Origin of the sequence: Acidiphilium iwatense (assembly GCF_021556475.1) — a bacterium.
GTDB lineage: Bacteria > Pseudomonadota > Alphaproteobacteria > Acetobacterales > Acetobacteraceae > Acidiphilium > Acidiphilium iwatense.
Genome location: NZ_JAKGBZ010000116.1, coordinates 1 through 2,665 on the forward strand (window position 1 = coordinate 1; position 2,665 = coordinate 2,665).

Consider the following 2,665-nt stretch of genomic DNA (forward strand, 5'->3'; position numbering starts at 1 on the left):
CTCGAGCCGATCGGCAACATCCCACCCGCCGAGGCCGAGGCGCGCTACTATGAACAACTGAACGAGATGGCTATGGTCGCCTGAGTCAAACAAAATGGCCTCCAGGATTCCCGGCGCGGTTCAAAGCCTCCCTCGGGGAGTTGTTCCCCCAGATGAAAGGCTAGGCCCGAATCCAAGAACGCTCGTAGATCGAGAAGCCGCGCGATCGAAATGCACGGGGTATCAACGATCTTGACCGACGCTGCCTTCGGATCGATCATCCAGGCCGGTACCAAGAAGGAAGGCCCCTCTCCTGAGCGAAGAGTCAGATGCCGGCTGCCGTTGTGGAGTTGATCGGCGACTACGATTGCAGGTCGCTGGAACAGCGGGTGGAAAGGATATGCAACCTCAACTTCTTGCCCCAGACTCCGGGCATTATGAAGCCGCGTCGGACCGCGGTGGAGAGAGGGCCGCCATGATGTGCAGCCTAATCACAACGGCCAAAATGAATGATGTCGATCCGCAGGCTTGGCTCGCCGATATCCTCGCGCGCATCGCCAGCCATCCGGTAAACCGGATCGACGAACTCATGCCCTGGAATTGGGCGGAGCGGTCTGCCAAACTAGCGACATGAGCCCGCCCAGCAAGACACCCAAGAGCGACACTTCCGCCGCGGACAGCTTCAACCAGATCTGCAAAGTCCGCATCCACCTGCTGGACACCGATCCGATAATCTGGCGCGAGGTGGAGGTCCCGACCTCAATCACCCTCAAGGTGCTGCACGACATTATCCAGATCACCATGGGGTGGTTCGACTACCATCTTTGGGAGTTCACGATTGACGGGCAGACCTATGGGTTGTCAACGGAAGAGGACTGGGGCGTGGGGCCTCGTCTCCAGGCGGACAAAGTCCGCCTGCGCGACGTGCTCACACCCCGCAGGACCACAATCGACTACATGTATGACTTTGGTGATTCCTGGGCACATCGGTTGACCGTGACTGCCATCCGTCAAGCCGAACCTGGCGTGTCCTATCCACGCTATATCGGCGGTGCGTGGAGCGCACCGCCCGAAGACTGCGGCGGCATTCCTGGCTATTACAATCTGCTCAATGCCCTCGCAGACGCCAAACACCCAGATCATGCCGAAGTGTCGGAGTATCTCGAAGACTGGAACCCGGAGGAGATCGAGGAACTTCAGATCAGGATCGCCCTCGGCCGCATCGCCAATCGTCGTAACGCTGCTTGAACTGGGCCCGGAAAATGGGACCACCGGCTTAATTGGACGAGGCGCCGCTCTGTTGTGGTAAACGGAGCGGATTATGAGCAAAACCAGACGGACGATTGATGCGGCATTGAAGGCGAAGATTGCCTTGGAAGCGTTGCGTGAGCAGGCGACGGTGGCCGATTTGGCGACCCGCTACCAGGTTCACCCGAACCAGATCTACGCGTGGAAGAAGCAGTTGCAGGAGCATGCGGCGCGGGTGTTTGATCCGAAGATCGGCCAAGATGCTGAGGCGGCCTCGAACCGGACGATCGAGAAGCTGCACGCGAAGATTGGACAGCTGACGATCGAGAACGATTTTTCGCACGGAGGTTCGGCAAATGAGCGCGCCGGATCGGAGAGCAAAGCTCGACCGGAACCATCCTGATCTATCGGTCCGCCGGCAATGCGAAATGCTGCATGTGGCCCGATCTAGGGTGTATCGACAGCGCCGGCCGGCGAACGACAACGATCTCGACCTGATGCGGCGGATCGACGAACTGTTCCTGCGCTGGCCGTTCCTGGGGTCGCGACGGATGGTGGCGCTGCTGAGGGCTGATGGCTTACGCGTGAACCGCAAGCGGGTGCGGCGGCTGATGCGGCTGATGGGGATCGTGCCGCTAGGTCCCAAGCTGCGGACCAGCAAGCCGGGTGCAGGTCACAAAATCTATCCGTATCTACTGCGGGATCTGAAGATCGACCGGGCAAATCAGGTGTGGTGCGCCGATATCACGTACCTGCCGATCGGCCGGGAGTTTCTGTATCTGGTGGCGATCATGGACTGGCATAGCCGCGCGGTGCTGGCTTGGCGGGTATCGAACACGATGGATGTAAGCTTCTGCGTCTCGGCGCTGGAAGATGCGTTGGCGCGGTTCGGCAAGCCGGAGATCTTCAATACCGATCAAGGCTCGCAGTTCACCTCGGCCGAATTCACCGGCGCGCTGACTGCGGCGGGGATCAAGATCTCGATGGATGGCAAGGGCCGTTGGATGGACAATGTGTTCATCGAGCGGCTCTGGCGATCGCTGAAATACGAGGATATCTACATCAAGTTCTATGCCGATGGGATCGAGGCGCGTGCCGGGATTTCCCAATGGATGAACTTTTACAACCGCCGACGCCCTCACCAGGCTTTAGGCAACCGTGCGCCGATGGAGGTCTGGCGCGCGGAAATGGGCAACGTACTGCCGCCGATGGCTGTGGATATGACGCTTGTCCCGAGGACAAGCTTGGACAACGCTTGCGCGTTGCCCACATACCCACAGCCACAACAGCAGCAAAAGGCAGCTTGATTTTCATGGTAAGCGCGCATTTCTCTGCACCAGCCTTGGGAGGGGGTCCTGTCCGTGCGGTGGAGCGCGACCGATAGGTCTGGGTCAGGCAGTGTTTTTAGTCTGGCCTGATTTGGCGAAGTTGAAGGGCA

2 protein-coding genes and 2 pseudogenes are annotated in these 2,665 nt (G+C 59.3%); 3 read left to right on the forward strand and 1 reads right to left on the reverse strand.

Going from position 1 to position 2,665, the window contains the following annotated elements; translation table 11 throughout:
* Positions 1 to 47: 47 nt before the first annotated feature.
* Entirely contained in the window at positions 48 to 404 is a 357-nt protein-coding gene (locus L2A60_RS21010) for a DUF5372 family protein (protein ID WP_407932582.1), read from the reverse strand.
* A 17-nt stretch (positions 405 to 421) separates the two neighbouring features.
* Here L2A60_RS21010 and L2A60_RS20200 point away from each other — a divergent pair.
* From L2A60_RS20200 to L2A60_RS20210, 3 genes and pseudogenes are all read left to right on the forward strand, one after another.
* Positions 422 to 613 (forward strand): annotated as a pseudogene (locus L2A60_RS20200) (transposase domain-containing protein); the annotation flags it as partial.
* Positions 610 to 1,227, forward strand: coding sequence for a plasmid pRiA4b ORF-3 family protein (locus tag L2A60_RS20205; protein ID WP_235706254.1), 618 nt, complete (start codon positions 610 to 612; stop codon positions 1,225 to 1,227). The pseudogene L2A60_RS20200 and the gene L2A60_RS20205, both read left to right, overlap by 4 nt.
* 73 nt (positions 1,228 to 1,300) lie before the next feature.
* Positions 1,301 to 2,426, forward strand: a pseudogene (locus tag L2A60_RS20210) (IS3 family transposase); the annotation flags it as partial.
* Positions 2,427 to 2,665 lie beyond the last annotated feature (239 nt).